This window comes from Companilactobacillus baiquanensis, from assembly GCF_003946605.1.
Classification (GTDB): domain Bacteria; phylum Bacillota; class Bacilli; order Lactobacillales; family Lactobacillaceae; genus Companilactobacillus; species Companilactobacillus baiquanensis.
In genome coordinates, this window is the sequence record NZ_RHOQ01000001.1 from 709875 (window position 1) to 736304 (window position 26430).

Annotated in this window: 32 protein-coding genes; 7 read left to right on the forward strand and 25 right to left on the reverse strand. The window is 34.0% G+C overall.

What is annotated here, in order from left to right:
• Nucleotides 1–129 precede the first annotated feature (129 nt).
• Genes EKM77_RS03465 through EKM77_RS03475 form a run of 3 tightly spaced genes read left to right on the forward strand, consistent with a single transcriptional unit; the run spans nt 130 to nt 2211 of the window.
• On the forward strand, nt 130–471 hold the full coding sequence (locus EKM77_RS03465) for a MerR family transcriptional regulator (protein ID WP_125592645.1): 342 nt from the start codon (nt 130–132) through the stop codon (nt 469–471).
• A gap of 2 nt (nt 472–473) precedes the next feature.
• Nucleotides 474–1331: an aldo/keto reductase gene (locus EKM77_RS03470; protein ID WP_125592646.1), complete on the forward strand. Its 858-nt coding sequence runs from the start codon at nt 474–476 to the stop codon at nt 1329–1331.
• Between the two features lie 16 nt (nt 1332–1347).
• Nucleotides 1348–2211, forward strand: a complete 864-nt coding sequence (locus EKM77_RS03475; RefSeq protein WP_125592647.1) for an aldo/keto reductase — start codon at nt 1348–1350, stop codon at nt 2209–2211.
• 1 nt (nt 2212) lies between these two features.
• On the opposite strand, the gene EKM77_RS03480 is transcribed toward EKM77_RS03475, so the two are convergent.
• On the reverse strand, nt 2213–2404 hold the full coding sequence (locus EKM77_RS03480; RefSeq protein ID WP_125592648.1) for a hypothetical protein: 192 nt from the start codon (nt 2402–2404) through the stop codon (nt 2213–2215).
• Nucleotides 2405–2483: 79 nt separating this feature from the next.
• On the opposite strand from EKM77_RS03480, the gene coaBC reads away from it, so the two are divergent.
• Nucleotides 2484–3689 carry a bifunctional phosphopantothenoylcysteine decarboxylase/phosphopantothenate--cysteine ligase CoaBC gene (coaBC, locus tag EKM77_RS03485; RefSeq protein WP_125592649.1) on the forward strand — a complete coding sequence of 402 codons (1206 nt, stop codon included), beginning with the start codon at nt 2484–2486 and terminating at the stop codon, nt 3687–3689.
• Nucleotides 3690–3745: 56 nt separating this feature from the next.
• Here coaBC and lpdD read toward each other — a convergent pair whose 3' ends face one another.
• The 6 genes from lpdD to EKM77_RS03510 all read right to left on the reverse strand — a co-directional run bounded on the left by lpdD (nt 3746) and on the right by EKM77_RS03510 (nt 10287).
• Entirely contained in the window at nt 3746–4156 is a 411-nt protein-coding gene (gene lpdD, locus EKM77_RS03490) for a prenylated flavin chaperone LpdD (RefSeq protein ID WP_125592650.1), read from the reverse strand.
• The gene (locus EKM77_RS03495) at nt 4156–4725 is read right to left on the reverse strand and encodes a UbiX family flavin prenyltransferase (RefSeq protein ID WP_125592651.1); all 570 of its coding nucleotides are present in this window, start codon (nt 4723–4725) and stop codon (nt 4156–4158) included. The genes lpdD and EKM77_RS03495 overlap by 1 nt, the downstream gene beginning before the upstream one ends.
• Before the next feature lie 11 nt (nt 4726–4736).
• Nucleotides 4737–6212: a UbiD family decarboxylase gene (locus EKM77_RS03500; protein WP_125592652.1), complete on the reverse strand. Its 1476-nt coding sequence runs from the start codon at nt 6210–6212 to the stop codon at nt 4737–4739.
• 79 nt (nt 6213–6291) lie between these two features.
• Entirely contained in the window at nt 6292–6987 is a 696-nt protein-coding gene (locus EKM77_RS03505) for a LysR family transcriptional regulator substrate-binding protein (RefSeq protein WP_225425174.1), read from the reverse strand.
• A 66-nt stretch (nt 6988–7053) separates the two neighbouring features.
• Entirely contained in the window at nt 7054–7179 is a 126-nt protein-coding gene (locus EKM77_RS11030) for a helix-turn-helix domain-containing protein (RefSeq protein WP_225425175.1), read from the reverse strand.
• Between the two features lie 84 nt (nt 7180–7263).
• On the reverse strand, nt 7264–10287 hold the full coding sequence (locus tag EKM77_RS03510; protein WP_125592653.1) for an MMPL family transporter: 3024 nt from the start codon (nt 10285–10287) through the stop codon (nt 7264–7266).
• Nucleotides 10288–10583: 296 nt separating this feature from the next.
• On the opposite strand from EKM77_RS03510, the gene EKM77_RS03515 reads away from it, so the two are divergent.
• Nucleotides 10584–11162 (forward strand): TetR/AcrR family transcriptional regulator, encoded by a 579-nt coding sequence (locus EKM77_RS03515; RefSeq protein WP_125592654.1) that lies wholly within the window; start codon nt 10584–10586, stop codon nt 11160–11162.
• Between the two features lie 82 nt (nt 11163–11244).
• Nucleotides 11245–11601: a bacteriocin immunity protein gene (locus tag EKM77_RS03520; protein WP_125592655.1), complete on the forward strand. Its 357-nt coding sequence runs from the start codon at nt 11245–11247 to the stop codon at nt 11599–11601.
• 164 nt (nt 11602–11765) lie between these two features.
• Here EKM77_RS03520 and EKM77_RS03525 read toward each other — a convergent pair whose 3' ends face one another.
• From EKM77_RS03525 to EKM77_RS03560, 8 genes are all read right to left on the reverse strand, one after another.
• Nucleotides 11766–11954 (reverse strand): PspC domain-containing protein, encoded by a 189-nt coding sequence (locus EKM77_RS03525; RefSeq protein WP_125592656.1) that lies wholly within the window; start codon nt 11952–11954, stop codon nt 11766–11768.
• Nucleotides 11955–11963: 9 nt separating this feature from the next.
• Entirely contained in the window at nt 11964–12149 is a 186-nt protein-coding gene (locus EKM77_RS03530) for a PspC domain-containing protein (RefSeq protein ID WP_125592657.1), read from the reverse strand.
• 93 nt (nt 12150–12242) lie between these two features.
• Nucleotides 12243–12929, reverse strand: coding sequence for a DUF4097 family beta strand repeat-containing protein (locus EKM77_RS03535; protein WP_125592658.1), 687 nt, complete (start codon nt 12927–12929; stop codon nt 12243–12245).
• A gap of 111 nt (nt 12930–13040) precedes the next feature.
• On the reverse strand, nt 13041–13730 hold the full coding sequence (locus EKM77_RS03540) for a methionine ABC transporter permease (protein ID WP_125592659.1): 690 nt from the start codon (nt 13728–13730) through the stop codon (nt 13041–13043).
• Nucleotide 13731: 1 nt separating this feature from the next.
• Nucleotides 13732–14775 carry a methionine ABC transporter ATP-binding protein gene (locus EKM77_RS03545; RefSeq protein WP_377729292.1) on the reverse strand — a complete coding sequence of 348 codons (1044 nt, stop codon included), beginning with the start codon at nt 14773–14775 and terminating at the stop codon, nt 13732–13734.
• 52 nt (nt 14776–14827) lie between these two features.
• On the reverse strand, nt 14828–15658 hold the full coding sequence (locus tag EKM77_RS03550; protein ID WP_125592661.1) for a MetQ/NlpA family ABC transporter substrate-binding protein: 831 nt from the start codon (nt 15656–15658) through the stop codon (nt 14828–14830).
• A 12-nt stretch (nt 15659–15670) separates the two neighbouring features.
• Nucleotides 15671–16486, reverse strand: a complete 816-nt coding sequence (locus EKM77_RS03555; RefSeq protein ID WP_377729294.1) for a MetQ/NlpA family ABC transporter substrate-binding protein — start codon at nt 16484–16486, stop codon at nt 15671–15673.
• Nucleotides 16487–17093: 607 nt separating this feature from the next.
• Nucleotides 17094–17759 carry a LysM peptidoglycan-binding domain-containing protein gene (locus tag EKM77_RS03560; protein WP_125592662.1) on the reverse strand — a complete coding sequence of 222 codons (666 nt, stop codon included), beginning with the start codon at nt 17757–17759 and terminating at the stop codon, nt 17094–17096.
• Nucleotides 17760–18026: 267 nt separating this feature from the next.
• Here EKM77_RS03560 and EKM77_RS03565 point away from each other — a divergent pair, with 267 nt between their 5' ends.
• Nucleotides 18027–18587 (forward strand): YitT family protein, encoded by a 561-nt coding sequence (locus EKM77_RS03565; RefSeq protein WP_164507699.1) that lies wholly within the window; start codon nt 18027–18029, stop codon nt 18585–18587.
• A 54-nt stretch (nt 18588–18641) separates the two neighbouring features.
• Here the strand turns inward: EKM77_RS03565 and EKM77_RS03570 are convergent, their stop codons facing one another.
• Genes EKM77_RS03570 through EKM77_RS03615 form a run of 10 tightly spaced genes read right to left on the reverse strand, consistent with a single transcriptional unit; the run spans nt 18642 to nt 26428 of the window.
• Nucleotides 18642–18953, reverse strand: coding sequence for a rhodanese-like domain-containing protein (locus EKM77_RS03570; RefSeq protein WP_125592664.1), 312 nt, complete (start codon nt 18951–18953; stop codon nt 18642–18644).
• A 1-nt stretch (nt 18954) separates the two neighbouring features.
• Nucleotides 18955–19374, reverse strand: a complete 420-nt coding sequence (locus EKM77_RS03575; protein ID WP_125592665.1) for a hypothetical protein — start codon at nt 19372–19374, stop codon at nt 18955–18957.
• A gap of 9 nt (nt 19375–19383) precedes the next feature.
• On the reverse strand, nt 19384–20247 hold the full coding sequence (locus EKM77_RS03580; protein WP_125592666.1) for a nucleoside hydrolase: 864 nt from the start codon (nt 20245–20247) through the stop codon (nt 19384–19386).
• Nucleotides 20247–20876, reverse strand: coding sequence for a TIGR04282 family arsenosugar biosynthesis glycosyltransferase (locus EKM77_RS03585; RefSeq protein ID WP_164507700.1), 630 nt, complete (start codon nt 20874–20876; stop codon nt 20247–20249). Before EKM77_RS03585 ends, EKM77_RS03580 begins: the two co-directional genes overlap by 1 nt.
• Entirely contained in the window at nt 20873–21874 is a 1002-nt protein-coding gene (locus EKM77_RS03590; RefSeq protein WP_125592668.1) for an aminoglycoside phosphotransferase family protein, read from the reverse strand. The genes EKM77_RS03585 and EKM77_RS03590 overlap by 4 nt, the downstream gene beginning before the upstream one ends.
• Nucleotide 21875: 1 nt before the next feature.
• The gene (locus EKM77_RS03595; protein WP_125592669.1) at nt 21876–22547 is read right to left on the reverse strand and encodes a TIGR04283 family arsenosugar biosynthesis glycosyltransferase; all 672 of its coding nucleotides are present in this window, start codon (nt 22545–22547) and stop codon (nt 21876–21878) included.
• A complete protein-coding gene (locus tag EKM77_RS03600) occupies nt 22548–23534 on the reverse strand; it encodes an ABC transporter ATP-binding protein (RefSeq protein WP_125592670.1) in 987 nt (328 codons plus the stop codon).
• Complete coding sequence (locus EKM77_RS03605; protein WP_125592671.1) at nt 23535–24329, reverse strand: ABC transporter permease; 795 nt, start codon at nt 24327–24329, stop codon at nt 23535–23537.
• Nucleotides 24319–25194, reverse strand: coding sequence for an ABC transporter permease (locus EKM77_RS03610; RefSeq protein ID WP_164507701.1), 876 nt, complete (start codon nt 25192–25194; stop codon nt 24319–24321). Before EKM77_RS03610 ends, EKM77_RS03605 begins: the two co-directional genes overlap by 11 nt.
• Nucleotides 25184–26428 (reverse strand): ABC transporter substrate-binding protein, encoded by a 1245-nt coding sequence (locus tag EKM77_RS03615; protein WP_125592672.1) that lies wholly within the window; start codon nt 26426–26428, stop codon nt 25184–25186. The genes EKM77_RS03610 and EKM77_RS03615 overlap by 11 nt, the downstream gene beginning before the upstream one ends.
• Nucleotides 26429–26430: the final 2 nt, after the last annotated feature.

Sequence of the window (26430 nt, forward strand, 5' to 3'; positions counted from 1 at the left end):
GTGATATAAGCATTTTACATACTTATCATTAGCATTTAAACTACACATATTGATCAACGAAGTTTCAACGATTTCTTGGATTAACGTTGATCAATTGATTCTTACTATTATTTTATCGAGGTGAATTTTGTGAATGAAGATGAACTACAAGCTAAGTATCAACTTACCGAACAAGTTTTGAATGATTTCGATATTTGGCAATCTCGCAATCACTTTTCTAAAGATAAGTTTTATTCCCAAAGTGACTTAACTCAATTACAAATATTTACTCAGCTACACAATATTGGCTTTAACCTGGTAGAAATTGAAGATTATTTAAATTCAGATAAAACCAGTAAACTGCGGGTCACTCAAAAAAATAAACTTTTAAAGCGAAAAAGAACTGAGAAACTAATCACCATTCACAGACTTGAGAAACAAATTGCTACCATCGACTATTTAAAATTTCAATTAACAAAAGGAGATCTTTAAAAATGGAATACGTTACTTTAAATAATGGTGTTAAAATGCCAAAACTAGGTTTAGGAATATTTCGTGTCACCAATCTAAATGAAGCTGAAGAAGCAGTTTATCAAGCAATTAAACTTGGTTATCGCTTAATCGATACTGCGGCTGCTTATGGGAATGAAAAAGCCGTTGGACGTGCAATTAAACGCAGTGGTGTCGATCGTTCAGAACTATTTATAACTTCAAAATTATGGCTAACTGATAATTCATACGAAGGTGCACAAGCAGGACTTGAGCGTTCATTGAATAACTTAGGTTTAGATTATTTAGATTTATATTTAATCCATCAACCAGTAAGTGATTACTATGGTGCATGGCGTTATTTAAGTGAGGCTTATAAAGCTGGGAAAATTCGTGCCATTGGTGTTGATAACTTTACGCAACAAAAATTAGTAGACTTGATCAATTTCACAGATATTCGTCCAGCCGTAAATATGATTGAGACAAACGTCTTCAATCAACGCGAAGAAGATCAACAAGCAATGATCGACTATGATGTTCAAATGGAAGCCTGGGCACCCTTTGCCTCAGGAAACAATAACGTCTTTGATTTGCCATTGTTAAGTGATATTGGAAATAAGCATGGGAAATCTAGTGCTCAAGTAATTCTACGTTGGTTACTACAAAGAAATATCGTAGCAATTCCTAAAACAGTTCATATAAATCGTTTAAAAGAAAACTTAGATATTTTTGATTTTGAATTAAGTGACCAAGAAATGGATCAAATCAAAGCCTTAAACTCTGGTAATGGATTCAATCTTCCTGAAGATGCCAAAGGATTTCAAAATATGTTAGATATGTCAAAACAATTTTCAGTAGAATAAAAAGGTGGAATAAAAGATGAATAAAACTTCAAAATATACATTAAACAACGGATATAAGATTCCAGTAGTTGGCTTTGGAACCATTATTCCTGATGGAAAAGAAACCGTTTCTGCAGTAAAAGATGCCATCAAGAGTGGTTACCATTTAATTGACACAGCAGAAATTTACGGCAATGAAATAAGTGTTGGTAAAGGTATCAGAGAAGCAATGGTTGAAAATAATTTAAAGCGTGAAGATATTTTGGTTAGTACTAAAGCTTGGCACACTAATCGTGGCTATAAAAAGACAACTGCTGCATTTAACGAATCACTAAAAAAACTAGGATTAGACTATATTGATATTTATTTAATTCATTGGCCTGCTAATGCTAAATGGCATAATGATTGGCGAGAATTAAACGCTGATACTTGGCGAGCTTTAGAAGATCTATATAAGTCAGGTAAAATTAAGGCCATCGGAGTTTCTAACTTTTTAGATCATCATTTAAAGGCTCTAATTGAGGATAGTGAAATAAAACCAATGCTTAACCAAATTGAATATCATCCTGGATTTGCTCAAACAAAGGCGGCAGAATATTCACACAGTCAAAACATTCAAGTTGAGGCCTGGAGTCCTTTTGGCGGACCTGGCAGTGATGTCTTAAAAGATCCTACTGTTAATAAAATTGCACAAAAATACGAAAAAAAGCCTTCACAAGTTATTCTTCGTTGGTTAATTCAAAAAGAAATTATACCTTTAACAAAATCAACAAACATTGATCATATGCAAGATAATCTTGATGATTTTAATTTTGAGCTAACAAATGAAGAAATGGTTGCAATTGACAAGGCCCCATATAGCGGTGGATTTCAATTTGATCCTGATACAGCTAAATCATAGATCATTTTTTAGAAAAAATTTTCTTTAATACAAATTTGTAAATCAAAAAGATAATAATCAGTATGATAACGGCAATGAAAATCTCACTGGCCCAAAAATTCAAACCAAAACTTTGAAATATTTCTAGTAACCACTCATTACCTAGCATGAACAGTAAAATGGTAATAATTATAACGATAGTTGAAGTATACATACGATTCCCCCATTACTAAAAATTCTATCATACGGTAAAACATGTATAATAGAAGATAGAATTTTTTTGAGGTGAAAATATGTTAAAGGATAAACATGTAACTCTTTACGTTTCGGGAGGTATTGCCGTTTACAAAGCACTCGGTGTTGTCCGTGAGTTAATTAAGGCAAAAGCCGAAGTCCAAGTGGTCATGACAGATGCTGCACAAAAATTTGTCACTCCATTAACTTTTTCTACATTAAGTCAAAGACCAGTTCTGACGAATAATTTTTTAGCTCAATCTAGTCAAGATGACTTCATCCCGCATATCAAACTTGCACGTTGGACTGATTTAGCAATTATTTTACCAGCAACTGCTAACATCATTGCCAAAATTGCTAACGGAATAGCTGACGATCTGGCAACAACGACTTTATTAGCCACTGATGCGCCCAAAATCGTCTTCCCAGCTATGAACACTACTATGTGGGAAAATCCAGCCGTTCAAAAAAATCTTCGGACACTAGATTTGATGGATATTACCGTTGTTGAGCCAGATTCAGGCTTTTTAGCCGAAGGTGAAACTGGTAAGGGACGTTTACCTGAATTAACAAATATCATGGTTGAAATTTATAAGACTTTCACTAAACCTGTCTTAGCCGGAACAAATGTCGTTATTACCGCCGGTGGAACACAAGAAGCCATTGACCCCGTCCGCTTTATTGGTAACAGATCATCAGGAAAAATGGGAATTGCATTAGCTAATGTTGCTGCCGATATGGGTGCTCATGTTACTTTGATCAGTACCGTGCATGATCCTATCAGTTCCCCCAATATTGAAGAAGTGCACGTTTCCACTGCCATTGAAATGCAAAAGAAACTTGAAGAAGTTTTTGCTATAAATGACGTATTGGTAATGGCCGCAGCTGTTTCTGATTTCAGACCTATCCACAAAGCAGATCAAAAAATCAAGAAAAATAATGATCAAGATCTATATACAATTAAATTACAAAAAAATCCTGATATCTTGAAAGAAATATCTAGGCAAAAAACTAATCAATTTGTTGTAGGATTCGCTGCTGAAACAGAAAACTTGATTCCCTACGCACAAAAGAAATTATACGAGAAAAACGTTGATATGATCCTAGCAAATGACGTTTCAAAGGCTGGTTCAGGATTTAACACTGACACTAACGAAATAACTGTAATCCAAAGAGACAAAGAACCAGTAACTTGGCCCTTAATGTCAAAAAATGACGTTGCATCAAAATTTTGGGAATTTTATGAAAACAATATAAAAAAATAAAGAGCATGACATAAGGCACTCAGAAACCGAGTAAACCCTTGTGTTACGCTCTTTTTCTATTTAGGATTTTCATTATCACTATAGTAAATGGGGTCAGTTGCATTAAATTTGTATGATTTGAGCCATTTCAAAATCTGCTGACCTAAATCAACAGCCATCGAACTAGAAACCATAATTTGTTTTTTTGAAATATGATTTACATGAACTCCAGAAGTTATCGTACAACTTCCAGGTAGATCACTTTTGATTATCTTAGCAATCCGATAGGCTAAAATGTCGTCCTTATGAAACCTGCCGTCGTGGCTAGGATAACGAATGGTTTGAATATCAGTCTGACTACTTAAAGTAGTCACTGTGCCGATATGAGGATTATCACCGCCAGTTACCACAATGAACAGATCTATACCAACGATTAAGACTTTTGCTGTCATAGTGTAATCTTCTTTAGTGACTTGAAATTCTGGCATTAAATCCCCTCCCAACGTCCTTTAGAGTCGTTTTCAATACGCAATGCATCCATTAATTTCATTGTCTGATGATCAACTAGATCTTGAATAGTTTTCGGATGATTGTAAAATGCTGGGATAGGAGGAATCATTTGTACGCCCATTTTCGATAATTTAGTCATATTTTCTAAATGAATCGTATTCAAAGGCGTTTCTCTAGGAACCATGATCAATTTACGTTGTTCCTTTAAAGTAACATCAGCAGCACGAGAAATAAGATTGTCACCAAGTCCAACGGCAATGCTGGCAACGGTTTTCATACTAGCAGGCACTATTACCATGCCATCAGTTAAAAATGAACCACTTGCTATCCTAGCGCCTAAATCACCGCTACTATAATAAAAATCAGACAGAGATTTTATATCATTCAAAGACATATCAGTTTCAATTTTCAAATTTTGCTTGGCCCACGGACTCAAAATAACATGTGTTTCAATATTATTGATTTGTTTCAACTTTTTAATTAAATCAATTGCATATATTGTTCCAGACGCCCCTGTGACTCCAATAACAATTCTTCTCTTACTCAATGACGACACCTCTACTTCAAATACTTTTGCCAATCCTTAACTTTCTTAAATTGAGCTCTAACAAAATGATCTTTCATATCAAAAGGTACTGTCCCATCCAAAATAGTTTTAGAACTCATTCCACGAAAACGAATCGATTTGGGATCATATTCTGGTAGTTCCGAAGGATCTAATGGATGATTTCTCATACCTGGTAAAACCATAATATCTTTGTCGCCTTGAAATCTTGTATTCAAGGTCCAAATAACATCATTCATATCAAAGATATCCACATCTTCATCCACTAAAATAACTGTTTTCAATTCCTTAAATGCCGATAATGCTAAAATAGCAGCTTGTCTTTGCAAACCTTCATCGGCCTCATTATCTTTATGGATCTGCATAATGGTCATTAATTTTCCACCACCAGCTGGTGGATTATAAACATTAACTACTTTTCCGGGAATAGCTTTATCAACTAATTCCAAGATACTTGCTTCTGTGGGGATACCTGCCATTGAAACATGTTCCTCACTAGGACCGATAGTTGTCTGCATAATAGGATTATTTTTTCTATGTGTAACTGCCTTTACTTTCACAACATTAACAGCTGGATTGGCATCGCCATCGTAGCCGGGAAATTCTGGCATTGCTTTGCCTGTATTAGTATTAATGTCTTCTTGCATAGTTTGATTAGGCATAATTTCAGCCTCAATAATGTACTCCGAACGTGCAATTCCCATCTCATTTACCGATACGCCATCAACCAACTGAACAGCTTGATTTCTCAAAGCACCGGCGATCCATAATTCATTATAGCCAAGTGGTGTTGTAGGCGGTTCAAACGTAGCTCCTATCGTTATAGCGGGATCCAAGCCGATATTTATTGTGATCGGCATTGGTTTGTTGATCTTCTCAAATTGTTTTTGGAAATGTCCTATATGACGCCCTCCCGGCATGATATACATTCCAATCGTATCCTTATCTTCCAAGACCATTCGATGTATCGTTACATCACTCATAGTTTTGTCGGGATCCGAGCCAAAAACTAATCCCATTGTAATATAAGGACCAGCGTCATATTCAGTATTTGTCGGAGCAGCAATTAATTTTCTAATGTCAAAATCTTTATCAGTTGATAAATGTACTACTTCCTGTGCTGGCGCTTCTTGATGGCTTACTTTTACAGGTTTGATTGGATTTTCAACTGAATCTTTTAATAGGCGACCAAGCGTTTTGTAATCGTGATGAAGTATCTTACCAACACGTTTACGACTTGCCATAGTACCAATTAAAACTCTAGTATCAGGAAATCCTTTAACATTATTGAACATCATCGCTGGACCTTCAGTTGTCGGGCGTTCAACTGTTCCACCTGCACCGATATAACGATAAACTCCAGATAATTCTGCATTTGGATCAACTGGAATATCTGTTTCATGAAATTGTCCAGGCAATTCTTTCAACTCGTCGATAACTTTTCTTAAATCATATAATTCATCTGACATTAAGTTTGCCTCCTAAATTTATTAACAAGTTAAGTGTAATTTTTTATGCTGATTGAAACAATTCAAATAAAAGAGAGAACTATTCCGAAATGGAATGGTTCTCTCTTATATATTCCCAAAAGCGATTATTAGCATCTGAGTGCTGACCTTTTTTCCTAAAAAAACTCAATTTACTATCAATACTATGCTTTAAGGGTAATATGGCGATATTTTTATTTTTAAAGGCAGAGATAGTTTTTTCAGTCAAAATAGAAACTCCTACTCCCTTTTCAACCATTTGTACAATTAAATCCGTCCTTGAGCCTTTATAAGTTATTTGTGGATCAAAACCGGCTTGATTTGCCAGCGATATTACTGGTTCATAAAGATTAGTTGAAGGTCCTAATATTAAAAATCTCTCTGTATTTAAAGCTGATAATTCTATTTCTTTTTTGTTGGCAGATTTATGATCTCTTGGCAATACCGCAACGAATTTGTCGGTTTCCATGGGTAACTCTTCAAATTTATCATTATTGAAGTTGAATGTACGTGCAAAAATAATATCACATTGATTATCACTTAGATTTGAAAATAAACTATTACTTTCTGCTTCTTTAAGTAACAACTGAATATTAGGATGTGAATTAATGAACTCCGTGATCATCGTAAAGCTTTGATAATTTGGCATAGTTGGAATTGTTAAAATATGAATTGTAGAGTTGATCTTAGTATTAATATCGTTTAATTCCTGCTTCATTAGGTTAGATTCAGAAATTATTTTTTGAGCGTGGTTCAAAACAATTTTTCCAGCGGGCGTTAACTCAATTTTACGATGTGCCCGTTCAAATAACTTAATTTTAAGTTATTTTTCCAAACTCAAAATTTGTTTGGAAATGTTACTTTGAGTTGTAAAAAAGTTTTCGGCAGTATTTGTATAATTAAGTGTTTTAACTAAATCTATAAAAATTTCTAAGCGATAAATATTCATAACAGTCCTCCCTCTCATACCAATAATACTAGTTTAAAACAAATAAGATCTGTAACCCAATCGGATTACAGATCTTATCATCTTTTATTCAGTTGTTTCTGGTTTCTTTTTCTTACGGTTACTTATACCTTTTTTAGGTTGTGCTACTCGATGAATCCTATTTTCATGCCAGGTTATCATACTTATTAGCGATGATAACGTTAATGGAAGGATTATTACTAATATAATCAATCCAATTATGACACCTAGAGCAACCTGAATCAAAGTTGTAACGCCAGATGGGATTAAAGCAGCGAAGGTACCACTTAAAATAATTGCTGCTGAAATTACGACTGAACCTATTGCAGTTGCAGCATTTAGCATTCTAACTTTTAGATCAGGTTCTTTTTCATCCTTAAAGCGAACCATCAAGAAGATACTGTAATCAACACCTAAGGCCATCAACATAATGAAAGTAAAGAACGGTGTGTTCCAACTTAACATCGAATCACCTAAAGCCACACGAGATACAAAACGTGTGATTCCCATAGATGCTTCATAAGTTAATAGTAATGTTCCAATAATTGTCATTGGTTGCAAAATTGACTCAGTAACAACGATCAAGGCTATACCAATACCAATCGTCATGATGATTGCTGTACGACCAAAGTCGCCATTAGCTAATTTACGTAAATCATTATTTTCAGAAGTTTGTCCACCAACTGCAACAGTTGTGTCCTTTAGGGCACTATGTTTCAAGTGAGACTTCATATCTGATTGAATGGTCTTCAATTGCTTAGAAACTTTCTCACTATTTGGATCACCCTTAAATACTAAGGTTAATTCAGCAATCTTACGATCTTTATCCATATATGCATCTAATGAAGGTTTAAAGACAGAACTCTTGATGGATGCCTTTGGAAGATAGAAATCATTTCCAATATATGACTTTTGTAATTCATCAAGATATGATTTCATACTTGCGTTACCTTGTGCCAAAGTATCAAGACCATCAGTTGCACTAGTTAGACCATCTTCAAGTTCAGTAACTTGAGCTGCCATTGCTTGAAGTTGTGTGTTCATTTGTTGAACACCGCTATTAACAGTTGCAGCACCACTAGCGACACTTTGACCACCACTAGTTAATGTAGAACTAGATGCGGCTAAGGTACTTGTACCATTTGCCAAAGTAGACATACCAGAAGTAAGTGCTGGTACTTGACCTTGCAATTGATTCATACCACCAGAAATTGCGGCAGAACCTGCTGACAATTGACTAATTGCACTTTGCAACGCACCCATTTCTGATGCCATTGCCGAAGTATTTTGTCCAGAACTTGCCAACATAGCCATAATTTGACTAGCTTGTGATGATAACGAACTAACTTGAGTTTGTAATTGAGATAGACCTGAAGTTAATTGTTGAGAACTACTTGTTAAAGTAGAAACTCCACTTGTTAAAGCAGGCATAGAACTATTAGCACTTTGAAGTCCGCTATTAACACTTGAAACTCCGCTTGTATATTGATTAATACCACTAGATAACTGTTGAGCTCCACTTTGCAATTGGCTAGTACCATCTGCCAAAGCTTGTACTTGAGCTGTACTGCCACTAATATCAGATGCTTCAAGTTGAGTACTTGCTGAAGTTAATCCAGCTTTGATTTGTTCAATACCTTTAGTTGAAGTATTTAATCCATTAGTAATAGTAGCTAATTGATCTTTTAAGTACATACTCTTAATTTTACTTCCACCTGGTTGTGTTGCTGAAGCAACTGTTTTAACACCTGGCTCTTGTTTCAAGTATTGTGTTAAATCATCAATAGCAGCAAGTTTAGCCTGTGTATTCAGTTTAGAATCACTTTGAATATAAACTGTTGCTGGAGCAGACATTCCCTTACTAAAGTGATCTTGAATTACTTCATAACCACGTTTAGCTTGATAAGTATCAGGAACTTCATCGGCATTGTTAAAGTTTAATTGTGAGTTGGAATTAATCAAGAATGGAATCCCGATAACAGCGATAACGGCGATGATAACGACTGGATATGCCAATGCTGAACGTGATAAACCATACCAGATACGGCTCTTACCAGAACCTTTAGTAATTTTACTTGGCCAAAACATTCTGGCTCCAAGTGTTTCCATAAAGAACATATTTAAAGTTAATAACACTGCTAGTAAAACAAGAACTCCGATTGCAACCGCAACCGCACTTTGATAGAACTCAAATTTAGCAAGTGCTAAAACTGTAAATCCAATTAAAACAGACAATCCACTATAAAGTATCGTTCGGCCACCATGGCGCTGGGCATCGTGTGCTGCTTCGACCGCCGACATTCCCCTAGAAAGAGCTCCTTTAAAGTAGTTATAAAGTAAAATATTATAATCTGTACCAATTCCGAATAGTACAACTACCAAGAACACTTGAGTAAAGTTGGATATTGGAAAATTAGCCTTTTCCGCCAAGTTCATTACAATACTCAACGATGTAACAAAGGATATACCAACATTCAATAATGAAATCAAAGGTACAATAGGCGATCTGAAGACTAAGATCAATACGATGAAAATGAAGATAACCGCAATAACTTCAGTCTTTTGGATACCTTTTTCAGTAACAGTTGTAAAGTCATCATTTAAAGCATCAGAACCTGTAACATAGGTTTTAATACCTGAAACCTTTAATTGACTTTGTAATTCATCAACTTGTTTACTTATTTCGCCGTTACTCTTAACAGTTATTTGAGCTAATTGTGTTGTTTTATCCTTAGCAATCAACTGCTTTTTAGTTTGAGCATTGTCACTAGGACCCATTACCTTTTTAACTTTAAGATAACTAGTATTTTGTAACTGATTTAGCTTGTCAGTAATATCTTCCGACTGACTTTTAGATAATTTAGTATTATCAGTATTATTAAATACAGCCGTATATGTTATGACTGACTTGTTGCCATTAGCCTTCTTTTCAATTCTTTGAGCCTTTTGACTCTCAGTATAGCTTGGTAATGTAATCGTTCCATTATCACGAACCAACTGAGAAACATTTGGCATAGCAAAAATTGCAGCTATAACAACAACAACCCATAAAATTAATGCCGCTGTATATTTTTTAGTAATCCATTTCATTCCTATACTCCCAATCCCGTAATCAATTCAAGTGTAAAATAATTGACAGTTGTCAAACACAAAGATAATAATAAAATTATTTTAGGATATAGGCAAGAGACAATCCCTAATTTACTGTTAAAATTTAGACAAATTTAATAATAATGCAAAACATTTAAAACGTATTTCCTGAATAAGATGAAAAATGGAAAAATCAATGAAAAAATAAATCGTTTACATTTTTGCACTTGTAAAAAAATGAACATATGTTAAAGTCGAAATATTGAAATGCATTTAATATTAGGGTGAGATAACGTATGAAAATTGATGTGACTAAGCACCTGACACTAGGCGCAAAGCGAACACTAAAAGCCTTTCGAATGGCACTTTTTGAAGCCTTGGGCGAAAAAGAATTTGATAAGATAACTGTAAATGACATTTGTAAAAAGAGTGAATATCCTCGTGCCACTTTCTATAATTATTTTGACGACAAGTATGATTTACTTCAATATTTTTGGTCCTACATTGGAAAAGATATTCTATCTAAAATTTCCGATGATTCTGATGATGAAGAAGGAATCATTAGTATTTTTAATCTCTTATTAGATTTTTTTGACCGTCATCAAGATCTAGTAAAAAATATAACTAAAAACAATGGTGTCGATTCTAATCTCTGGCGCAGCATGTCTGGGTATTTACGACAAGAAGCCAATAAATTAGTTTATGATTACTGCTCAACCAATAACCAAATTGAAGTCCCCGCTAAATTATTAGCACGTTTTTACAGCGATTTGATTATTGCCGTTCTTGAATGGTGTCTATTCGAGCAACCTAACATTGACTCAAAAACTGCTGATAAATATTTAACATCCTTATTGAATGGTGGTTTTAAGTAAATTGACGAACATCAATTTCTGTAATAAAATTGACTTGGTTTTCAATACTATAATTAGTGTAAATTCATGGGGGGAATTAATTATGACAGAAGTAAAAACAAGCTCAGACGCAAAAATTGCAATTGAGGATCTCAATAAGGGATTATTAAAATATGACAATCAGTCATCAGAATTATTAGATATTATTGATGTCTTAAACCAAGTAGAAAAGAAAGTTGATAGCGACAAGAATCCCGAATCTTTAATCATTAAAATGATTAACTATATACGTAGTATGGCTATGAAGGGAAAAATCCATTTTCTAAAGCCAGAAGAATCAATCATAATAGACCTTGGTACCTTTGGTCAAAAAGCTGGTTTAAATGGTCAATATATGGCTGATTTTTCTGATAAGTCACAATTTTACAGTTTTAACGAAGAAATTCCACGTCATAATTAAATAGAAAAAAATGAGGATGTGACGAAAGTCACATCCTCTTGTTGTATTACTATTGAACCGCGCTCCATAAGGCAGAGACCTCCGCTTATCTACGAATATCTAAAAATTGAAAGTACACAATTATCCGATGTTCTATGATATGCTCAGTCTCTAACCGCCTTATTTCACGCTGGCTTATCCATCAATAGCCATAATAATAGGTAAACTATTAATCCAGGGAAAACTGGGGTGATTGTTAAAACAACGTAAAGCACACGACCGACGGCTGGATCCCAATCGTAATGTTCACATATGCCGGCAATGACTCCACCAAAGATTTGATTTGTTTTTGAACGTTTAATTGGTATATGCATAAGTCTCTCCTATTCTGGACTTTCCATTAACATCCATAGAACTAAATAAGCAATAATACCAGGAAGTGGTGTTAGGGCAATTATTACCCAAAGTACACGTGCAATTGCAGCATTCCATCCGTAATGTTCAGCAATACCGCCAACGACACCCGCAATAATCTTATTATTTTTTGATCTCTTAATTGGAATATGCATAAGTAATTCCCCCTTTTCTTTATTAATAATATAATTGATTTAACAATTTAAGTACATTTATGACACTTACAATCACCTTACAATTTTGTCACATTATCTAGTTTTAATCATAACTTGTCCTGAACCACTATTTATTCTTAATTGATTACTTTCATGATCATCATAAGTCTCGTTAGAGCTTATTTTTTTTGTCCCATTTAAGGTAAAACCACCATTTTTAATACTAACTTTTAAGCCTTTTACGTTTATATCATTCAACGAAGTTTTACCATTCTTCTTATCGATCGAACCAAGTTCATCTATTTTTAAACCATTCGCTAAAGTGGTTCCATTTTGATGTTCTATATTTAATTGACTTACTTCTAAATTATTCAAATTGATCGTCCCATTTAACTGTCTTATGGTAATATCCTTGACCTTTTTGGGAACTACAATTTTTATTTCAGATGATTTCCCAATTTCAAAATTATGTCGATCAGCATTCTTTTCAAAAATTCTTGTATCATTGTTAGTCTCGTCTATCTTATATTGATCCTTTGAAACATTTTTTAAGATCACCTTTGAAACATCCCCACTAACAATCTTTAATTTGGTACTTCGAACGGTTATGGAAAGGTTATCCACATTATTCAAATTTATTTGACGGTTACCTAATTTACTAACTGAAAAATTATTAACGTTGATCCTTCTATCGGTTTGTTCTGCCCAAGTAAACAAGCCAACGAATACAACTGCCAATAAAAAAATAATTAATAATCCCTTTATCATCATTGATTTCATTTTTTCCTCCGTAGCTTACTGAATGAATTATAAATATGTTCATTCAGTAAGTCAATAAAAAAAATCCAAGTAGATAATTTAACTTCTACTTGGAATTTTTGAGATTATTATTTAATGTTCCAGTTTACGAACTAGTAAATCACCAATTCCCTGAATAATAAAGACTAGTATCAGGATGAATACCATGGAAATAATAGTTACATCATTTTCAAATCTTTGATAACCGACCGCAATTGCCATGTTACCAAGACCACCACCACCAACGGCTCCAGCCATAGCAGTTAATCCGATCAAACTAATTATTGTAAAAGTACCTGAACGGATCAATTCAGGAAGACCTTCTTTTAAGTAAACTCTAAAAATAATTTTTAAAGGTGATAATCCCATTGCTTCTGCTGCTTCAATGACACCATGATCAACTTCAACCAGTGCTAATTGAACTTGTCTAGCAAAGAACGGTGCAGTACCAATAATCAATGGTACTAATGCACCCTTTGGTCCAATTGTTTGACCAACGACTAACTTTGTAAAAGGTCCAATAACAGCAAGTAAAATAACAAACGGGATCGAACGGAATAGATTGACTAATTTATCTAGGATATTATAAAAGTTTTTGTGTGGTGTAATACCATCATCTGTTGTCACTACCAATAAGATTCCTAGAATGATACCGAAAATCCCAGCAAATACAGCACTGACAAAAGTCATATATAAAGTTTGCCAGATAGCGACTACAAAGCCATTATCGCCTTCCCAGTTTGCTACAACGTTAGGAAGATATGTATTAATGAAGTTTGTCAAATTAATCCTCCTCACTTTCTGCAATATTGATCTCTTTAACATTAACGTTTAATTCATTTAAATATTTAATTGCTTCACTAACTTTTTCATCATCACCTGTTAAAGCTAGTAACATAATACCTACCGTAGTTCCTTGTAATCTCTCAATATTACTGAAAAGTATGTTAGCTTCTACATTAAACTTCTTATACAAACCAACTACTAATGGTTCATTAGTTACATTACCAATGTAATTCAATTCAACTAGACGACCAGAAATAGCTCCTGCAATACCGCTCTTCTTGATTTCTTCTAAAACAGAACTGATTTGTGTCGATGTATTAACAAAGTCTTTAGTTAATTTCTTCTTAGGGCTACCAAAAATAGTTAATAAGTTTCCTTCTTCTATTAATGCCCCATCTTCCATAACTGCTACTCGATTACAGATCTGTTTGATCGCGTCCATTTCATGGGTAATAATAACGATCGTAATTCCTAATTCTTTATTCAAACGTCCTAATAAAGTTAAAATTTCAGTTGTTGTTTTAGGATCCAACGCACTAGTAGCCTCATCTGAAATCAAAATCTCTGGATCACTGGCTAAGGCACGGGCAATAGCAACACGCTGCTTTTGTCCACCAGATAGTTGCGAAGGATAGTTATTGGCACGATCGTCCAAGCCAACTAGATTTAATAGATTATTAACCTTTTCTTTACGTTCTTGTTTTGACAATTTTGAATCACGTAAAGGAAAATCTACATTTCCAAATACTGTCAGTGAACGCATCAAATTAAAATGCTGAAAAATCATACCAATATTTTTTCGTTCTTTTCGTAGATCTTTAACGCTTAATTTAGTCAAACTCTTGTCATTAACAATAACTTCACCTGATGTAGGTTTTTGCAATAAATTAATGACACGTACCAACGTACTCTTTCCTGCGCCGGAATAACCAATAACACCGAAGATATCACCCTTATTTACATTAATGGATACATCCTTAACAGCTTCGATAGTTTTTCCTTCATTATGGAAAGTAACATCAATATTCTTAAGCTGTATTATTCCGCCTTTTTCTACCATTCAATTACTCCTCACTTAAATTCTAATAATTATGTTAGAACTTGTAGTCCCATGCTGCATACGTTGAACCATTATAAACTTCTTTGATCTTCTTGGCAGTAGCTTCTGTTTGGTAAGCCTTTACAACTTTCTTGTATGTCTTGTTATCTTTGTTCTTCTTTGTTGTAGCAACAATATTTACATATGGTTTTGATTCTTTAGTTATCTTTTCTTTATAAATAGCTGTACTTGGTTTTAATTTTGCATCTTGAGCAACATCGTTATTAACAACAGCAATAGCTACATCAGTAAGTGAATGAGCTGTTTGAGCAGCATCTAGTGGTGTAATATCCAAATTCTTAGGATTATCAGTTATATCCTTTGTAGTCAAAAGTGATGACTTATCCTTTAATTTAATAAGTCCAGCTTGTTTCAAGACTCTTAAACCACGATCTTCATTTGTTGAATCACTAGGAATGGCGACTTTAGCACCATCCTTTAATTCGCTGATACTCTTTAATGACTTAGAATAAACTCTTAAAGGTGCGATATATGTATCACCGATAGAAACAATGTCACCTTTATTGGCTTTATTCCAATCATTCATGAAGTGATAGTTTTGGAAAGCATTAATATCTAATTCTCCTGATTCCAAAGCTTTGTTTGGTGTGTTGTAATCATTAAATTCAACAATTTTAAGGGTAATTCCTTGTTTCTTTAATTTACTGACGATTGGCTTCCAGACACGGTCATCTGATCCGTAAATACCAATTTTAACTGTTTTATTTTCGGAGTCTTTTTGTTGACCACAACCTACTAGTGCAAAAATTGAGAAAAATGAAATAGCTAGTAATAAAACCTTAGTTAGTTTATTTAATTTCTTCATAATTAATTCCCCCTATTTAAGATCGTTGTTCCAAGCTGGAATTGCACTTCCTCCATAAACCTTCTTGATTTCTTTAGCAACGGCTTTAGTTTGGAAAGCTTTAACAACTTTCTTATAATCTTTATTATCCTTATTCTTCTTATCTACAACTATGATATTGATCCATGGTTTGGATTTAGCATTAACTTTTTCTGTATAAATTGCCTTATTAGGATCTAATTTAGCATCACTAGCGACGTTACCGTTAACGATAGCAACATCTACATCATCAAGTGAACGGGCTGTTTGAGCAGCATCTAACGGTGTAAATTTAAGATTCAATTTATTTGATTTGATGTTTTTTGTTGTTGGCATCTTTACACTGTCATCAAGTTTAATAATTCCCGCTGACTCCAATAATTGTAAAGCACGGCCTCCATTAGAAGCATCGTTTGGAATGGCAACTTTAGCGCCACTCTTTAATTGATCTAAACTAGTAATTTTGTGTGAAAAGGCGGCCATTGGTTGAATAACGGTATCGCCGATCGGAACTAAATTAGTATGATGTGACTTGTTCCATGAATCTAGGAAATATCTATGTTGATAAGCATTCATATCAATTTCGCCTTGTGCCAGTGCTGTATTTGGTTGATTATAGTCACTGAACTCGACAATTTTGAGATCAATACCTTCTTTTTTAACCTTTTTCTTAACAACTTTCCAAATCTCAGTATCAGAATTATTAATTCCTACTTTAACGGTTGTATCTTTCTTTTGATTTCCACAACCTGCCAGTACGAAAATAAATAATGCTGTAAAAACTAATAGAAATACTTTCTTAAACTTCATCTTCATCTTCTTATCCCCACCCATATAAATTATTATTAATAAATCATTAACGGAAACAAAAAAAGTCGCTTCCAAAAACATCATTCGATATTTTTAGAAGCGACTTATCGCGGTACCATTCTAATTCAAAATAAGCTTACACTTATTTTCTTAACAACACACGGAAATAATCTATGTGCGTGTACTGTAAAGGGTACCAACCATTACATCTTTATCCAAATGGACTCAGTGTACCAATCACAGGTCATTTTCATTTAAGTTGTCCGTCCTCTTCTCAACAGCCGAGGCTTTCTGTACAAACAACTATAAATTACTTCCCCTGATCTCTTTGTTTGAAGTTATTGATTTATTAATCGTTGACAAGATAATACAATCTATGAATTAAAATGTCAACTGATTTATTAGAAATAGTTAACATTAAAATCATTAATTATATAAAATATAATCATTTTAAACTCATTAATTTCCGTCATAACAACCTTTTAAGATCTTTTTTGAAAATTAGAAAAAGCAAATTTTTCCTTGTTATAAATTCTCTTTATTAAAATAAAAATATTAAATTGAATAAAAAAGAACCCCTTTTCGGAGTTCTCATTAATTCAATCTATTAAACAATTTCAACTGTGGCTGATGTAACACCATATGAAGGAATTGATGAACTTGGCATAGCAACGTCTAATTGTTGTGAGTTGCTGTTAGCAAATGTTCCTGTATCATTAACTGTTCTATACATTACAGTACCGTCGGCTAAAGTGATCTTTAGTTGTGTTCCTTTAGGGAATACTGAAAGGTTGGCGGCAACACCACTGTAACCCATATTTGAATCTAATACAGCTGGATCATAGAAACTGATCTTAAATGTTCCTTGTGAAGTACCTGTTGAAGCACTTGTACTTGTTTGTGTAGTATTTGATGCTGTTTGTGTATTTGTTGTATCAGTTGTTACTTGAGTATTTGCTGATTGTGTATTTGCTGTTGTTGTAGCAGATTGTGTAGTTGTATCTGTTGAAGCTGTATTCGATGTTGCTGATGGTAATGTGATTGTTTCGCCTGGGAAGATCAAATCAAATCCACCGACTTCTTTATTATTAGCTTGTTCCAATGCAGAAACTGAAACACCATTTGCGGCTGCGATACTCTTAAATGTGTCACCTGATTCAACTTTTACATGTGTACTGTCGACTGTTGTTGCGGCGTCAACTGTGTTTGTTGTTGCTCCAATGGCTGTTAGTGCTACTGAACTTAACAATGCGATAGATAATAATTTTTTCATAAATTTATTTACATCCTTATATTTAATATTTATAATTCGTTGCTTATCAACTTAACGATGCTTATACTAACAGGCTAATGTTACATAGCCACCAACACAGGGTTACAATTTCAACTATTTTTGTAACCTTAGTAATACTTCTGCAACAACAATCGCTGTAACACCTGCTATAAAGGCAATCCTAATTATTGTCTAGGCACAATATGCTGTGGTATATTTTTAAGTATGACGAATAAAAATATAAGAATTATCGCGAAAATACTCATTATGTTCGTTGCACTGGAGTTGATAGCCTTCAGTCTGAACATGTTTTTTGAACCAAATAAAGTGGCTGCAGGTGGTGCAACCGGCATTGCTATCCTCCTATATGAAGGCTGGTCGATACCCACATCCCTTTCTGTTTTCATTATTAACATCATCATGCTTATCTTCTCTTATTTCCATCTGGACAAGATGACAACTGTTAAATTGATCTTTGGTAGCTTTATGTTGCCGGTCCTGTTATTCCTAACTCCGGTTTACAATATTATTCCCGGAAATAGACTGATTGCAATAATAGTAGGAAGTATTATTTTTGGAATTGGTGTTGCCATTCTTTATACACTTGATATGTCGAGTGGCGGAACAACAGTCCCACCCATGATCATTCACAAGAACTTTGGAATCGATAAATACATTAGTCTATTCGTTATCGATGGAATAGTCTGCTTTGGAAATATTATTCTAACCGGATATTTATCATTCTTCCTTGCACTAATGTCAGTCGCCATTTCAAGTGCCGCCATAAAATTAGTTACAATTGTAGAAGACAAGTATGCTGATGATTAATAACGTAACAGAGTATAGAAAAAGGAGCCGATCGAATTGATCAGCTCCTTTTTACTATGCTTCTTTACCTGTGTTGACATCGTAGTTCCATTTAACCATGCCGCCTTTGATATTAACAACATCATATCCTTTAGCAGTTAACTTCTTAGCAGATTTAACACTGTTAACTCCTGAATGACACATAATGTATGTTTTACCCTTAGGTACAAAATTCTTAATCGTCTTATATGGAACGTTTATAGCCCCTGGTATATGTCCTGCTTCATATTCCTCAGGAAAACGAACATCGATCACATTAGGATGTTCTGGTAATAATTTATGAAAGTCATCGATCGAGATATTATCTATTTTTGTAAAAATTGACATTTTAAAAACCCCTTTTGATTGATTTTCTTATTTTAAATACTAGTAACAAGTTAATGAAAGCTATGACACTAAAACACATTAAGTCGTAATAATAGAGTGGACTTTCACTTCCAATGTGCAAAATACCGAAAGTAGTTAATCCTGTTATCAAAACGATCCAGAGTTCCATAAGATATGGAAATACTTTTTTTACTCGTCTTTGTCTTGTAAGTTCAATAAAGCAAACTACTAAAGCCACCATTAAGATCCAAAAGATCCAACGGCTGACACTAACTGGATATGATTCATTCATAAATAGAATTTGTCTCATAAATCCGAGACGCGTGTCATAGAGATCTTGAAATTCAGATGGTAACCATAACAATACAACTTGCAAGACCATTGCTAAACCGTACAAAAATCCACTAACTATTTTTTTCATACAAACACCTTAATATTTATTTAATGTCTTAATTAACATTGAATTTAATTTAGCTAAATCTTTGATCTCTGTTAAAACTTTGGCCGGTCTCTTATCCGGTAGATCAGTTTCTTCAATCAAACCTGTTTCCATATCAGTGGCGCTTGTTCTAAGTCGAGTGTTCTTGAAGACAAATTCTTCAGGATTTAATAAAGCAAATGCTGTGATTCCATCCCAATTTATGAATCCATCGACATCCCAAATGCCTTTGGTATAGTCCATCCAATCTTTAACAACCTTCTTTAACCAAACAAACTTCTCTTCAGATGAGTCTTTGATCTGATCTAGGTCATCATAACTGAATAGAGCCCCGGCAATATATTGTCCACTCGAAACAGTTAATTTAGCATTACTATTTACTACTTCATGAGCTGCCTTATCTGAAATTGAGAAATTCAATTCCGTTACAGCGGTTTTATTAATATACATTTGAGCAAATCGTCCGCCCATAACAACGATTTCTTTAACTAAGTTGAAAAAATCAGGTTCAATTTCTGCTGCTTCTGACAAATTATTCAAACTTCCGGTTGCCAAAATAGTAATTTCATTAGGATTATCACGAACAGTCTTGGCCAAGAATTTAGCCGCTTCTGAATGTTCCTTATCTGAATCATATTTTTCTTTACCAAGATAAGTTTTCACATCAAGTGAAAAGAGTTCTTTCAGTTTGTCAGTCTGTTGAGCTACTTGTTCAACCGTTCCGTTACCAAAAGTTAATGTGACTCCCAGTAATTCCACATTAATCTGTTGATAGAGATAGAGCAGTGTTAAACCATCATCAACATCTTTTCCATGAATTCCAATTGTATTGTCGCAATCATAGATTAATTTCATTAGTTTTCCTTTATAAACTCGATATTTTTATCTAAATCAGCCTTAAAATCTACATCTAAAAGCTTAGGTAATAGTTTTACTGTTTTATCAGCATCTTGCAAAAGTTTAATAGTAGTATCTAAAACACTAGCTGTACTCCACGAAATATCAGCATCCAAAAATTCTTCCACTGATAATTGACCAGCTCCAAACATATAATAGCCACCATCATATGATGGTCCTAAAACTACGTCGTGGTCTAGCAATGCTGCTTTAGCATTTTCAATGGCCTGTGGCGTCAACTGCGGAATATCTCCACCAGTTAGAATGACCCTTTTATAACCTTGTTCTTGAACAGCTTCGATAGCTTTACTCATCTTGAGTCCAATGCTTCCCTCAACTTGTGGAAAACAATGGATCCAATCAGGTAAATTGTTCAAAAAGTCAGCCGTTATTGCATCATCATGTCCTTTATACGCGAAAAAGATATCAGTTGAAATCTTAACTTGCTTACTCACACGAATTAATTTATCCAACATTAATTTTTGAATGTTGGCAGCTTCAACTGCGGAAAGATCAGGTTGCAGTCTAGTTTTAACATATCCTGCTTCCGGTATTTTAGAAAAAATGATATATGCATCTTCGATCAAAGGATCACCCCATATTTTTGTAGTAATGGTAAAGCAAATTCCGGTTTTAAATACATTTGACAGCGATTGTATATTTCCTCATTTTTAATAGGCTTGTCATCATAAGTGCTGATCAGCATCCCGCACCAAGATAAAGCTCTTAACAATAAGAACGGCATATATACTTTAATATTTTCTTCAATTTTCTCAAGTGGCTGTTTAGTCAACTTAGCATACTCTGTCAAAAAATCTTTAATTTGTTCTTCAGATAATTTTTCATCAGTACGCCACAAAGTAGTCGTATCCGACATAAACTGTGTTAAATCTTGAACGGCATTACTAATAACCGGTTTTTCCCAATCAATTAACCAACCATAATCTGGCGTGATCAAAAAGTTATTGGAATTTACTTCGGTATTAACTAGACATTGTTTTTGACCAATGAAATGTTCGTCAGCGTTATGTTCCTGACACCAATCATACAGATCATACAAAATTTGAGCACTCTTTGGCGCTAGTTTTTGATTCTCTTTAATTGGCTTTAGCAACTGCCAAGCCTCATGTAAACGATCGGAACAAATACTGTTTTCAACAATTAACTGTTGATAAGCTGTATCATCCAATTTCAAATTGTGAATTGAAGCAAATATTTGTGCTGCTTTTTTTAGATCTCGATGATAAACTAGCGGTTCTCCCGGCAAAAATTTTTCCATCAAAATATCGTGCTCGAAAAATTCTTCTGAATCATCTAACCAAAGTGGTTCTGGTGTATGACGACTTTCAGAGAGAATTTTTAAAGCTTGATACTCATAGCGAGCCTGCTGTTTAACATTGATCTGTGAACCATAATTGATTCTAAAAACTACTTTTTGATCATTTTTATCAACGATCAAAAAATTGCGATTATATTCACCTTGAGCTAAAAAAGAAATATCTTTTAATTCAGCTAAATTTAATTTGTTTAAAATATCATTCTGATCGAGATAGGTTTGAATTTTCTGTACAATTTCTTCTGTCATTTTATCCTCTCCTGTAATACATTCTCTTCAGAATTTCTGGATCAATACCCATTCTATAAAAGAATCTTATTTTTTGCATTCTAAAAAAAGTTTTAAAATGCCCTTCATTTTGATATTTTCTGGCACTAGTCATAATTGGCATCTTGAATTCAGTAAAATCAATATGCAATTTACTTAAAGTACGGCTAAATTCGTAATCTTCCATCAATGGTAAGACTGGAAATCCGCCCGCAAATTGATAAACTTTTTTAGTTATGAACATTCCTTGATCACCAAAAATTAGTTTTAACCTCTTTGCCCTGATGTTTGAGCTAAAGGCTAATACTTTAAAAAATAATGCTGAATCGTCAAAGTGAATTCTAAAAAATCCAATCTGAGCCGATGTTTTTTTCAATAATTTTAAAGGAGACCCATTGATGAAGTGAGAATCCGCATGTAAGAACAACAGCTTTTCAGAATGTGCTTTTTGAGCCCCAAGTTTTAGTTGGTAACCTCGATTAGCCTTGCTATTTAGATAAGTAACAATTTTAGGAAGCCATGTTGGACGAGTCCTATCTTCTCCATCGACAACAATCACTTCGACACCAACCGGATCCCAAGTTTGAATCTCATAAACAATATTTTTCAACGAAACGTCATCATGATAAGTTGGAATAATTATTGTTAACCACATTTAAAACACCACTGGTAACTTTGAAAAATAAAATTGATATTCTTTATTTTCGTCGACACTTTCTGAAGCTAGGTCGCAATAAATAACATTTTTATCGATCTCTATTGAAACACGCTCCGAATTGCTACCCATCCATTTCTTTTCAACGATTTTTCCTTTAAAAGCTGGATAGTCAGTTTGATCAAGTTGCAACTGTCCAGAAAAAGGTAGATATAACTTTCCTTCTTCTGTAACAACGTTGACTTTGCCTGAATAAATCGGTGAAACAAAATCATCATTAGTCAAACTACCCTCAATAAAATTAGCCTGACCCAAAAATTTTGCTACTGAAAAATTCTGTGGATTACTCTCAAGTTTTTTAGGAGCATCTACTTGCATAATCTGGCCATTAATTAAAATTGCAACCTTATTCGAAAGCATATAAGCTTCAGTTTTGTAATGAGTAACAAAGATGATCGTCAATTGAAATTTCCTCTGTAATTCCTTTACGAAATCAAGCATTTCAATTCTTAAAGCTTCATCCAAACTAGAAAAAGGTTCATCCATCAACAACAATTTAGGATTAAGGATCAAGGCTCTTGCCAAAGCAACCCTTTGTTGCTGTCCACCTGATAATTCATCTGGATAGCGATTGATCAACTCTGAAATACCCATTGTTTCTGTAATATCTTTTGCTCTTTGTTTAATATCAGAGCCTTTGGTCTTTTTAACCTTAAGTCCAAAAGTAATATTTTGAAAAACAGTCATATGTGGAAATAGACGATAGTCTTGGAAAACCATGATTCCTCTTTCCACTTGACCATCTTCATTCAAAAATTTACCGCCAGTTGGGCGATCAATACCTGCTAAAATATTTAGCAGCGTTGTTTTACCACTTCCAGAAGGCCCCAGAATAGCAAAAATACTGTCTTCATCAATCTTTAAATTGATTCCGTTTAGTATTTGAGTATTTCCCTTTTTTTGAGAAATATTATCTAAATGATACATTTAAGCTATCTTCCTTCCTTTATGTGTGACCCAAACGTCAATCAAATATAGAGGTATTAACGTTACCAGCATAAATGTGATTCCATAAACCGCTGCCATCCGATATTTCCCAGAGGTTGTGAATGGAAACATTCTAACTGATAAGGTTAAGTAATTGCCGTCACCGATCAAAAGTGTAGCAAGGTATTGTGTCATAGAAACGATATACGTCATCATAACTGCACCTTGTAATCCACTTTTATTCATCGGAACCGTTACTTTAAAAAATGTTTGTAAAGTTGAGGCCCCAAGGTTTCGACTCGCTACCTCATATTTGTCTTTCCATAGTATTAAATTATCGTATAAAAGTTTAATCGCATACGGTAAACAGAATAGTGTATGCACACTAACAACACCAAAGAATGTTCCGTTTAATCCATATTTGATCATAATGAAATCCATATTTGTTAATAGTGCAATACTAGGGATTATTAATGGAAGGTAAACTAGTACATTCAATAATTTTTTACCTCTAAAATCATAATAAGCCAATGCCATTGCCGTAGGATATGCAATTACGATCGTCAAAACTACTGTCCCTACCGCTAGCTCTAAACTAGAAAATAGTGAAGACTGTATTTCTTTGCTCGTAAATAAGAAACGGAAATAATATCCCCAATCGACCCATTTAGGCCAAAGTGATGGATAACTCCAAGTTTTGCTGATCGCCAGCATAAAAATAACAAACAGCGGCATCAAAACTAGTATCGCAAAAATCAAATAGACTATTAATTTAGTAAATTTTTTAGATGCCACCTGTATGACCTCCTGGTAAATGTTTGCTCAACCAAATAACTAATCCTGCAAAAGCAATTGAGAAAACAGATAATATCAAGTTCAAACTCATGATCATTGGCAACTGCGTATAATCACCCTGAACATAAAGGTCATAAATATAAACTGGTAGCAATTCTTTAGTTTGATTACCTAATAAATAGGGAACTTCATATGCACCAAAGTTGAAAGAGAAATTAATAATAAAAGCATTAACAATAGCGGGCATAAGTAAAGGCAATGATACCTTCCAGAATGTCTGCCATTTAGTTGCTCCTAAATTCTCCGAAACAATTCGATAGCGGTTATCCATTTGTCGTAAAACTAAAATTAAAGATACGATAACAAAAGGAATCTCCTTCCACAAATATGTCAGGATAATTCCTATTTGCCACTGATCATTTAATAGTAGTGGAAAACTATTATAAGAATGTATAATACCGATTTTAGTCAACAAACTTGATACTAATCCTGTTTGACTTAGTAACTGCAGTAAAGCTAACACAATAAAGATATGTGGCAACATTACTGGTAATTGAGCAAGTTTAAAGAAAGGCTTTGTAAACGGATTATCGTTTTTCTTAAACAAGAATGACAAGGCCGTTCCGAAAAAACACGCTAATACCGCACTAAATAAAGCAAAGATAAAAGTTCTAAAAAATATTCTTAGAAAAACTTTGTTATTCAATGCATCAGTATAATAATGCAAGCTCAACTTTTCCATCCCCATTAAAGGGTAATAACCAAAACTAGTCACTAATGACTTAGCTAAAGCACTGAAAAAGAAGAAAAGCATAAAAAGACAAAACGGACTTAATAACAAGATAAGTTTTCTTTTAGTCAGCATTCAAAACATGTTCTTTCCACAAGTCTTCGATAATAGGAATCTTCTTAGCAGAAACTTCTGGAACACGTTTCTTAGATAATTCATTCATTGTCAAAGTATTGTTTTCTTTAGCTTGACCATTTAATTCATTAGTAATGCTTGCTGGAACCTTGCTTCCAGAATATGGAGGAATACTTGATCCATATTTAGCTTTTAGACGTTCTGTTTGGGCTTTCTTACTCAACATTGTGTTAATAAGAACTGCTGCGGCAGCTTTATTATCAGATGTCTTTGGAACAGCAAGATAACTATAATTACCAACAGTACCTTTATCAAAGACGAATGTTTGAGCATCGTCAGTAAATTTACCATCAGCTCTTTGAGTTGCCGCATACATTTGGTTGTATGAGAATGTCATAGCAATTTGATGATCAGCAAACATCTTATCCATTTGAGCACTTGTCTTAGGATAAGTCTTACCTTCTTGCCATAGATAAGGTTTTAATTCGTTCAAGTAATCAAGACTTGGTTTGATAGCTTTATAAACTCCAGCTTTTGTTGCAGGGGCTTTATTAATAGCGTCAAATCCAACTGTTTCATAAATAATATTTCTAATGAATGCACTACCAGTGAAATCTGGTGGAGCAACATATGTTAATTTGCCAGGATTTTCCTTAGCCCATGAAAGTAATTTTTCTGAACTAGTTGGGTAATCCCCATTGAACATTTGCTTACTACCGATCATAACTAATTGAGCATTTCCAAAAGGAACTTCCATGTTATTGATCTTTGTACCCATATCACTCTTAGCATCAGGATCACTACCAGAAATATATGTCTTCATATTTGGAATCAAAGAGTTATCTAAGTTACCAGATAATAATGACAATTTCTTAGCAGTATAGAAGTTTTCACCATTGATCCAAACAACATCAATGTTTCCTGACTTCTTGTTAGCTTCTTTTTCGTTAGTCAACTTTTTAAGAATATCTTCGATATTCATTGGAACACGTTTAACTTTGATGCCTTTATCTTTCATCATTGGTGTAACAACGTCGTCAACCCAACGATTTTGTGTATCTGAACCACCGTAACCATAGAAAGTTACAGTCTTACCTTTAGCTTCTTTTAAAGCAGTTTTATAACTAGTTGGCATTTCTGATCCTTTAGAATCATCGCTCTTATTTGAGCAACCTCCTAGTACCAATAAAGGAAGTAAAAATGCTAATAATGCAATTAGCTTTTTGCCTCGCATAA

What these genes read in the sequence shown, in the direction of transcription:
- lpdD (WP_125592650.1), bottom strand. Translation starts at nt 4,156, where the DNA reads ATGCCAGAATTTCAAGTCACTAAAGAAGATTACACTATGACAGCAAAA.
- EKM77_RS03600 (WP_125592670.1), bottom strand. Translation starts at nt 23,534, where the DNA reads ATGTATCATTTAGATAATATTTCTCAAAAAAAGGGAAATACTCAAATA.
- EKM77_RS03520 (WP_125592655.1), top strand. Translation starts at nt 11,245, where the DNA reads ATGACAGAAGTAAAAACAAGCTCAGACGCAAAAATTGCAATTGAGGAT.
- EKM77_RS03590 (WP_125592668.1), bottom strand. Translation starts at nt 21,874, where the DNA reads ATGACAGAAGAAATTGTACAGAAAATTCAAACCTATCTCGATCAGAAT.
- EKM77_RS03500 (WP_125592652.1), bottom strand. Translation starts at nt 6,212, where the DNA reads ATGTCAGATGAATTATATGATTTAAGAAAAGTTATCGACGAGTTGAAA.
- EKM77_RS03510 (WP_125592653.1), bottom strand. Translation starts at nt 10,287, where the DNA reads ATGAAATGGATTACTAAAAAATATACAGCGGCATTAATTTTATGGGTT.
- EKM77_RS03470 (WP_125592646.1), top strand. Translation starts at nt 474, where the DNA reads ATGGAATACGTTACTTTAAATAATGGTGTTAAAATGCCAAAACTAGGT.
- EKM77_RS11030 (WP_225425175.1), bottom strand. Translation starts at nt 7,179, where the DNA reads ATGAATATTTATCGCTTAGAAATTTTTATAGATTTAGTTAAAACACTT.
- EKM77_RS03530 (WP_125592657.1), bottom strand. Translation starts at nt 12,149, where the DNA reads ATGCATATTCCAATTAAGAGATCAAAAAATAATAAGATTATTGCGGGT.
- coaBC (WP_125592649.1), top strand. Translation starts at nt 2,484, where the DNA reads ATGTTAAAGGATAAACATGTAACTCTTTACGTTTCGGGAGGTATTGCC.
- EKM77_RS03480 (WP_125592648.1), bottom strand. Translation starts at nt 2,404, where the DNA reads ATGTATACTTCAACTATCGTTATAATTATTACCATTTTACTGTTCATG.
- EKM77_RS03550 (WP_125592661.1), bottom strand. Translation starts at nt 15,658, where the DNA reads ATGAAGAAATTAAATAAACTAACTAAGGTTTTATTACTAGCTATTTCA.
- EKM77_RS03570 (WP_125592664.1), bottom strand. Translation starts at nt 18,953, where the DNA reads ATGTCAATTTTTACAAAAATAGATAATATCTCGATCGATGACTTTCAT.
- EKM77_RS03475 (WP_125592647.1), top strand. Translation starts at nt 1,348, where the DNA reads ATGAATAAAACTTCAAAATATACATTAAACAACGGATATAAGATTCCA.
- EKM77_RS03610 (WP_164507701.1), bottom strand. Translation starts at nt 25,194, where the DNA reads ATGCTGACTAAAAGAAAACTTATCTTGTTATTAAGTCCGTTTTGTCTT.
- EKM77_RS03525 (WP_125592656.1), bottom strand. Translation starts at nt 11,954, where the DNA reads ATGCATATACCAATTAAACGTTCAAAAACAAATCAAATCTTTGGTGGA.
- EKM77_RS03515 (WP_125592654.1), top strand. Translation starts at nt 10,584, where the DNA reads ATGAAAATTGATGTGACTAAGCACCTGACACTAGGCGCAAAGCGAACA.
- EKM77_RS03580 (WP_125592666.1), bottom strand. Translation starts at nt 20,247, where the DNA reads ATGAAATTAATCTATGATTGCGACAATACAATTGGAATTCATGGAAAA.
- EKM77_RS03555 (WP_377729294.1), bottom strand. Translation starts at nt 16,486, where the DNA reads ATGAAGTTTAAGAAAGTATTTCTATTAGTTTTTACAGCATTATTTATT.
- EKM77_RS03595 (WP_125592669.1), bottom strand. Translation starts at nt 22,547, where the DNA reads ATGTGGTTAACAATAATTATTCCAACTTATCATGATGACGTTTCGTTG.
- EKM77_RS03560 (WP_125592662.1), bottom strand. Translation starts at nt 17,759, where the DNA reads ATGAAAAAATTATTATCTATCGCATTGTTAAGTTCAGTAGCACTAACA.
- EKM77_RS03565 (WP_164507699.1), top strand. Translation starts at nt 18,027, where the DNA reads ATGTTCGTTGCACTGGAGTTGATAGCCTTCAGTCTGAACATGTTTTTT.
- EKM77_RS03575 (WP_125592665.1), bottom strand. Translation starts at nt 19,374, where the DNA reads ATGAAAAAAATAGTTAGTGGATTTTTGTACGGTTTAGCAATGGTCTTG.
- EKM77_RS03535 (WP_125592658.1), bottom strand. Translation starts at nt 12,929, where the DNA reads ATGAAATCAATGATGATAAAGGGATTATTAATTATTTTTTTATTGGCA.
- EKM77_RS03615 (WP_125592672.1), bottom strand. Translation starts at nt 26,428, where the DNA reads ATGCGAGGCAAAAAGCTAATTGCATTATTAGCATTTTTACTTCCTTTA.